Annotated in this window: 8 protein-coding genes; 4 read left to right on the top strand and 4 right to left on the bottom strand. The window is 59.7% G+C overall.

Annotated features, from left to right (window positions below):
* Positions 1-450, bottom strand: coding sequence for a redox-sensitive transcriptional activator SoxR (gene soxR / locus CIB54_RS26235; RefSeq protein ID WP_065951095.1), 450 nt, complete (start codon positions 448-450; stop codon positions 1-3).
* A 99-nt stretch (positions 451-549) separates the two neighbouring features.
* On the opposite strand from soxR, the gene CIB54_RS26240 reads away from it, so the two are divergent.
* Complete coding sequence (locus CIB54_RS26240) at positions 550-915, top strand: antibiotic biosynthesis monooxygenase (protein ID WP_101221387.1); 366 nt, start codon at positions 550-552, stop codon at positions 913-915.
* On the opposite strand, the gene CIB54_RS26245 is transcribed toward CIB54_RS26240, so the two are convergent.
* Positions 904-2,007, bottom strand: coding sequence for a sigma-54 interaction domain-containing protein (locus CIB54_RS26245; protein ID WP_065951094.1), 1,104 nt, complete (start codon positions 2,005-2,007; stop codon positions 904-906). The two genes, CIB54_RS26240 and CIB54_RS26245, sit on opposite strands and share 12 nt — an antisense overlap.
* A gap of 266 nt (positions 2,008-2,273) precedes the next feature.
* Between CIB54_RS26245 and CIB54_RS26250 the strand changes: the two genes are divergently transcribed.
* The 3 genes from CIB54_RS26250 (at position 2,274) to CIB54_RS26260 (ending at position 5,793) form a co-directional block, all read left to right on the top strand.
* Positions 2,274-2,543 carry a hypothetical protein gene (locus CIB54_RS26250; protein WP_065951093.1) on the top strand — a complete coding sequence of 90 codons (270 nt, stop codon included), beginning with the start codon at positions 2,274-2,276 and terminating at the stop codon, positions 2,541-2,543.
* A 232-nt stretch (positions 2,544-2,775) separates the two neighbouring features.
* Positions 2,776-3,936, top strand: coding sequence for a cysteine desulfurase family protein (locus CIB54_RS26255; protein WP_101221384.1), 1,161 nt, complete (start codon positions 2,776-2,778; stop codon positions 3,934-3,936).
* 48 nt (positions 3,937-3,984) lie between these two features.
* On the top strand, positions 3,985-5,793 hold the full coding sequence (locus CIB54_RS26260; protein ID WP_101221385.1) for an aminopeptidase P family protein: 1,809 nt from the start codon (positions 3,985-3,987) through the stop codon (positions 5,791-5,793).
* Between the two features lie 116 nt (positions 5,794-5,909).
* Here CIB54_RS26260 and CIB54_RS26265 read toward each other — a convergent pair whose 3' ends face one another.
* Together CIB54_RS26265 and rhtA are read right to left on the bottom strand one after the other, a co-directional pair.
* Positions 5,910-6,191, bottom strand: coding sequence for a hypothetical protein (locus CIB54_RS26265; RefSeq protein WP_065951090.1), 282 nt, complete (start codon positions 6,189-6,191; stop codon positions 5,910-5,912).
* Between the two features lie 169 nt (positions 6,192-6,360).
* A complete protein-coding gene (rhtA, locus tag CIB54_RS26270) occupies positions 6,361-7,248 on the bottom strand; it encodes a threonine/homoserine exporter RhtA (RefSeq protein ID WP_101221386.1) in 888 nt (295 codons plus the stop codon).
* Positions 7,249-7,463 lie beyond the last annotated feature (215 nt).

Below are 7,463 nucleotides of genomic sequence, written 5' to 3' on the forward strand. Positions count from 1 at the left end.
TCAGGATTGTGCAGTAGGCTCCAGCAACTGCGCACCCGGCCCGCGCTCACCGAGTTGGTCGCCCTGGTTGCGCAGCGGGCACGCCTCCATCGACAGGCACCCGCAGCCTATGCAGCCATCGAGTTTGTCGCGCAGCAGCGACAATTTGTTGATCCGCTCATCCAGGTCTTCCCGCCAGCGTGCCGACAGGCGTGCCCAATCCTTGGCAGTGGGCGTTCGGCCATCGGGCAATGCCTGCAACGCCTCGCCAATGGTCGCCAGCGGAATTCCCAGGCGCTGGGCGATCTTGATCACCACCACCCGCCGCAACACATCCCGTGGGTAGCGCCGCTGGTTGCCGGCGTTGCGATGGCTTTTGATCAGCCCCTTGGTTTCGTAGAAATGCAGGGCAGTGACGGCCACGCCGCTGCGAGCAGCCAATTGGCCAACGGTGAGTTCCTTGTTGAGCATAAAAACCCCGATTCAGCGCTTGACCTTGACTTAACTAGAGGTTTTACCCTGCATGGCACTGGATCGCAAGATTCTGCCTACAAAGAAAGGGGAGTGTTCATGCAGGTATCAGAGAAAAGTCGCAGCTTCACACAGTTGATCGAATTTCAGATCGACCCGCGCCAGCAATCTGCCCTGGTGGCGGCCTTGTCCCTGCAAAGCGAGCGACTGGCGCAAATCCATGGCGGCTTTTTGAGTGCGAGCGTGCAGGTCAGCGATGACGGGCGGCGGGTGCTCAACTACCTGCAATGGCAATCCCGTGAGGATGGCGAGGCGGCCTTCAGGCGCTTCGAGCAAGGCGGCGAGGAATTCTGGACGCTGATTCGAGTGCACCGGGCCCAGGCGGTGATCTTTGATTCGTTCCAGGTGCTGCGCAGTTTTGAGCGCAGCCATGACGACGCCTTGCACTGCCGCCTAAATGGATAGATGCAGCATTCGCTCGCCCTGCAGGTTTGCCCCAGGCCTGCGCTTGTTCACCGCCAACTCGCCGATCTTGATCAGCCGCGCGCGCGTGACGTTGCGGCTCAAACCCAGGAGGCTGGCGGTATGCACTTGGTTATAGTGGCTGAAGCGATAAGCGGCGCGTAACAGCGCGTCCTCGACCTTTTCGTGCAAGGCGCCGGCCTGTTCCTCGAACAGTTTTTGAAAGGCGCGCGCAAGCAGTGCGTCGGCGCTGTTGTCGGTGCCTTGCTGGCTGTCGTCCTGGCGCTCGATGCGCAGGTTCGACAGGCGCAGATCATCGCGTTCGATCACGCTGTTGCGGCAGATCAGCAGCGTGTGATGAATCACGTTTTCCAGCTCGCGAATATTGCCCGGCCAGCTGTAGCTCCTGAGTTTGTGTTCGGCCTCGCGGCTGATGGTGATCGGGCCATAACCCAGGCGTCGGCTGTAGGCGTCGATGAAGTGTCGGGTCAGCGGCAGGACATCGCCGGGGCGCTCGCGCAGTGGGCTGAGCTCCAGGCTGACTACGTCGAGACGGTAGTAAAGGTCTTCGCGGAAATGCCCGGCGTTGATGGCTTTTTCCAGTTGTACATTGGTTGCCGCCAGTACCCGCACGTCGATAGGAATACTCTTGCGCGAGCCCAGGCGTACCACTTCACGTTCCTGCAGCACCCGAAGCAGCTTGACCTGAATCGCCAGGGGCAAATCGCCGATTTCATCAAGGAACAAGGTGCCGCCATCGGCCTCTTCGAACCAGCCCGCCTTGGCACAGAGGGCGCCGGTAAAGGCGCCTTTTTCGTGGCCGAACAGCTCGGCTTCGACAAGGGATTCAGAAAACGCCCCGCAGTTAACCGCCACGAATGGCCGGTTGCGCCGCGCGCTGAGCGTGTGGATGTGCCGCGCTACCAGTTCCTTGCCGGTGCCGGTTTCGCCGATGATCAGCACGCTGGCTTCGCTGGGGGCCACTTGCTGGATGTGGTCGAGCAGGGCCTTGGATTTCGGGTCTTCGAATACTTGGGCCGTGGCACGGATGGAGGTCGCGAGGGCGGGCGAGGGGGGGAGGGTTAGTAACTGCATGGACACCTCTCTTGGAAATAAAATGCGGGAAATGCCTTTGGCGAGACGTAGCAACGTTGGTGGGCAGCGTTGTTTATAGAGGGATTCTTATATTCCGTAAATTAATTTATTTACATATTTATAGATCTTAAAAGAATAACTGGTTGTGCTTATCGCGCCTGCCGTAACGGTTGATAGCGACTATCGAGGACGGTGATTTTTCAGCGTGCGGGGGCCGGAGTAGCCTGTGTTCATTGATTCGACACCTCCTTTGCAGGGCCACCGCCATGATCCGTTCACTCGCTGTTTCGCTGTTGCTTGTCACCTCTGTCCTCGCCGGATGCGCGACCCATCCATCCCCTGAGCTGCGCCCTTACACGGCGCAGGAAACCCAGCAACTGGCGCTCGAAGCGCTGAGTCGTCGGGGTTTGTCATTCGATGACTATCAACGCCAGCGCGCGGCACTGACCGGCCAGCCACAGCAGTCTTTCGGTTTTGATCATCAGGGCGAAATGAATGCCGAGCGCAGCGTAGCCCTGAAGGATCGCCCCAGTTGAGCGGCGCTGTTGCGGTGAAGAACCCGGGTTTCCCATAAGGAATCTCGGGTTTTTTGTTTTCCATGCTGTGACTTCAGCCTGTTAAGCTGAATTTCAGGAGCGTTCCGACGCACATTTTCATACAGTGGTCCTTCTTTAACGGCATCCGATCAGTTAAATCTGACAACCTCTGTTCTGTTCGATGCCCCCGCGACACTGCTCTCGGGAACACGCTCTGCGAGTTTTTAACGCCATGAATAAACGTCCGTTGTATTTCGACTACGCCGCCACTACGCCGGTGGATGAGCGAGTCATCCAGGTGATGGTTGAGTGTCTGGGCTTCAATGCCAATTTCGGTAATCCTGCGTCCAGCTCCCACGCGTTCGGCCAGGCGGCCCGGCGAACGGTTGAGCAGGCGCGTGAGCAGGTGGCCGAACTGGTCGGCGCCCAGCCCGAGCAGATTGTCTGGACCTCCGGCGCCACCGAGTCCAATAACCTGGCGATCAAAGGCGTGGCCCAGGCCCGTGGCGTAACGGGCGGGCATATCATCACCAGCCAGATCGAACACAAGGCGACGCTCGACACCGCGCGGCAATTGCAGGAAGCCGGGGTGGCGGTGACCTACCTGGTGCCCGATGCCGAAGGCCTGATCAGTGTCGAAGCCGTCAGTGAGGCATTGCGTGAAGACACCTTTCTGGTGTCGCTGATGCTGGTCAATAACGAACTGGGCACGTTGAACGATATCCCGGCCATCGGCGCGCGGGTGCGTGAACAGGGGGCGTTGTTCCATGTGGACGCGGCTCAGGGCGCGGGCAAGGTCGCGATCGACCTGGCGCACTGGCCGGTGGACTTGATGTCGTTTTCGGCCCACAAGCTCTACGGTCCGAAAGGTATCGGCGCGTTGTACGTGGGGCCCAGGGCGCAGCAGAAGGTATTGGCGCAGATTCATGGCGGCGGTCATGAGGGCGGCTTGCGTTCGGGGACCCTGGCGACTCACCAGATCGCGGGCATGGGCACGGCGTTCGCCCTGGCGGCGGCGTCTTTTGCCGAGGAGAAGGCACACATCGCGGCCTTGCGTCAGCGTCTGCTGGATCATTTGGGGTCGATTGCGGGCGTGCGACTCAACGGCAGCCCTGTACAGCGAATTCCCCACACCCTGAGCCTTACGTTCAGCGAAGGCGAATTCAACGCCAGTGCGTTGAGCGCCGGTATTGCCTTTTCGGCGACTTCAGCGTGCAATTCGGCCAGCAACGCGCCGTCCCATGTGCTTCTGGCCCTGGGGCATGACGCTCGCAGCGCCGGCCGTACCATTCGCTTGAGTCTCGGCCGGTTTACTACCGAGCGGGATATCGACGAAGCGGCACAACTGATCAAGTCGACCCTGGCCAGCGCACCGGCGTTCTGGGCCGTCTGAAACGTATCCGCAGTCCATAACAATTATTAGTGGTTAGCAGGAGACACAATGAGTACGCAGCCTTTGACCCATGGAACGGTTCCCCAGCGCCTGGCGCAGACCCGTGAGCTGATGCGCCAAGAGGGCATTCACGCCCTGCTGGTGCCGTCCGCGGATCCGCATTTGTCCGAGTACCTGCCGGGATACTGGCAGGGGCGCCAATGGTTGTCGGGCTTTCATGGTTCGGTGGGAACGCTGATCGTCACCGCGGATTTTGCTGGTGTGTGGGCCGACAGCCGTTACTGGGAACAGGCGACCAAGGAACTCAAAGGCAGTGGCATCGAGCTGGTCAAACTGCAACCGGGCCAACCCGGCCCCCTGGAGTGGTTGGCTGAACAAACCCCGGAAGGCGGCGTGGTGGCCGTGGATGGCGCGGTAATGGCCGTGGCGTCGGCACGGACCCTGGGTGACAAGCTGGCGGAGCGTGGTGCGCGCTTGCGTACCGATGTCGACCTGCTCAATGACGTCTGGCATGACCGCCCGGCGCTGCCGAACCAGCCGATCTATCAGCATTTGCCCCCGCAAGCGACCCTCAGCCGTGGCGAGAAACTCGCGGCCCTGCGCGCCAGCCTGAAAGACAACGGTGCTGACTGGCATTTCATCGCGACACTGGATGACATCGCCTGGTTGTTCAACCTGCGCGGTGGCGATGTGTCGTTCAATCCGGTATTCGTGTCTTTCGCCTTGATCAATCAGCAGCAGGCCACCCTGTTCGTGGCGCTGAGCAAAGTCGATGCCCAACTGCGGGCGGCGCTCGAGCGCGATGGCGTGACCGTACGCGACTACAGTGACGTGGCCGACGCGCTGCGAGCTGTACCGGCAGGGGCAAGTCTGCAAATTGATCCGGCACGCGTCACGGCCGGTCTACTGGAACATCTCGACGCCGGTGTGAAGCGGGTGGAAGGTTTGAACCCGACCACCCTGGCCAAGTCGCGTAAAAGCCTGGCTGATGCCGAACATATCCGTCAGGCCATGGAGCAGGATGGCGCCGCCTTGTGCGAATTTTTCGCCTGGCTGGAAACGGCCCTGGGGCGCGAGCGCATTACCGAGTTGACTATCGACGAGCGTCTGACCGCGGCGCGTACCCGTCGTCCGGGTTATGTATCGCTGAGTTTCAACACCATCGCGGCCTTCAATGCCAACGGCGCGATGCCGCACTACCACGCCACGCCGGAAGAACATGCGGTGATCGAAGGCGATGGCTTGTTGCTGATCGACTCGGGTGGCCAGTACCTGGGTGGCACGACGGATATCACGCGGATGGTACCCATCGGTACGCCGAGTGAAGAGCAGAAACGCGATTGCACGCGGGTGCTCAAGGGCGTGATTGCCTTGTCCCGTGCCCATTTCCCCAAAGGCATCCTGTCGCCGCTGCTCGATGCCATCGCACGTGCGCCGATCTGGGCCGAAGGCGTGGATTACGGTCATGGTACGGGGCACGGTGTAGGGTATTTCCTCAACGTGCACGAGGGGCCGCAAGTGATCGCCTATCAGGCGGTGGCCGCACCGCAGACGGCGATGCAGCCGGGCATGATTACTTCGATCGAGCCGGGTACCTACCGCCCTGGGCGTTGGGGCGTGCGGATCGAGAACCTGGTGTTGAACCGTGAAGCGGGGACGACCGAGTTTGGTGAATTCCTCAAGTTCGAAACACTGACGCTGTGCCCGATCGACACCCGTTGCCTGGAGCCATCCTTGCTCAGTACTGATGAGCGCGAGTGGTTCAACGCTTATCATGCCCAGGTGCGCGAGCGTTTGAGCCCGTTGCTCAATGGCGATGCGCTCGAGTGGTTGCAGGTGCGTACAGCGGCGATCTGATTCAGGACTGGCTCAGGGCTTCGCGCACGAAATCCACACGGTCCTGACCGAAAACAGCGTCGCATTGCCGGCGCTGACTACCAGTGCGACGTTCTTGTTGTGCGTCGCTCAGGTACCTATTTGCAAATGACGATCATGCTGCGGCTGGTGTAGCCGGCAGGGTTGAGGCCGAAGGGGTAATCCCCTGGCTCCTCGGAATTGTCGCCGGATTTGGCGATAACCCGATATCCCTTGGCACCACATGAATTGGCTGCGCTGGTGTAGCACTGGTCCCAGGAGGAGGACAGGCCCGAACAGTTGATGTGCAGCCCTTTCTTGCCCCGTTTCACTTCTGTTTTAGTGGTCGCGGCACAACCAGCAATGCCTACGACCAGCAACAGTATCAAAATTCGATTCATTCCAATCCTTAAATAGCCGCTTCGCAAAAGGATCGAAGTCGGCTTTTACTCGCTCTCGAGCGTAGCGTTCATGCTGTCCGTGTCGAACTTCTCCATGAAGGACATTCGTTTTACGAGCTTAAACATGGCCTAAATGAGCGTTAAATACCAGAGCTGCCTGCAAAGAGCGTCAGTCGGCGGGTACCAGCGGTTTGGATTCGTTGCGCATTGTCAGCGTCGCACCGACGGAGGCCAGGATAATGCAGGTGATGGCCAGCCATTGCGCGAGCGTCAGTTGCTCATGCAGGAAGAACAGACCGGAGAGGGCGCCGAACGCCGGCTCGATACTCATCAAGGTACCGAAAGTGCGAGCGGGCAGGCGGGTGAGCGCAACCATTTCCAATGTGTAGGGCAGTGCCGTAGACAAGATAGCCACGCCGATGGCGACAGGAATCAGCGCGGGGGTCAGCAACGCAGTACCGGCGTGCACGATGCCGATGGGTGCGACGAACAAAGCAGCGATCATTACGCCGAGCGCGGCGGTTTGCACGCCGTTATCGTTCCCCGCCTTTTGGCCGAACAGAATGTAAAGCGCCCAGCAAACGCCTGCGCCGAGTGCATACGCGGCACCCACCACGTCAATGCCACTGCTGGCTTCTCCCATCGGAATCAACAGGAGCAAACCGATGATCGCCAGCGCGACCCACAAAAAGTCCACTGCCCGGCGCGATGCATAGATGGCGACGGCGAGCGGGCCCGTGAATTCCAGGGCGACCGCAATACCCAGGGGGACGGTGCGCAGCGACATATAGAAGAGAAAGTTCATGCCGCCCAGCGCCATGCCGTAGACAACGACCGTGCGCAGGGACCTGGCCGTCAGCTTGGCACGCCATGGGCGCAATAGAAGCAGCATGATCACGCTGGCGAAGATCAAGCGCAGGGTGGTAGTTCCTTGCGCACCAATAATCGGGAACATGCTTTTGGCCAGCGAGGCGCCGGACTGGATGGATGCCATCGCGATCAACAGCAGGCCAACGGGGAAGAGTGCGCAGGCCAGGCTGCGGGGTGGGGTAGTCATTGAAGGTGTTGTCCGAAGTCATATATAGAAGGGCAGAGGGATTATGATGCTTAACGGTCACGGATTGAGCAATATATTGCTCAGTTGAGCAAGGGCTGAGGGGGTTTAAACGGGATTGATAGAAAGTTCACATTAACGGTTGACGTAGAATTTTATCTGTCTATAATTCGCCCCACTTCCGGCGCAGTCGAAACGGAAAACTCCTTGGTAAACAA

It is taken from the genome of Pseudomonas fluorescens (assembly GCF_002837185.1).
In the GTDB taxonomy this organism is placed as follows: Bacteria; Pseudomonadota; Gammaproteobacteria; order Pseudomonadales; family Pseudomonadaceae; genus Aquipseudomonas; species Aquipseudomonas fluorescens_AM.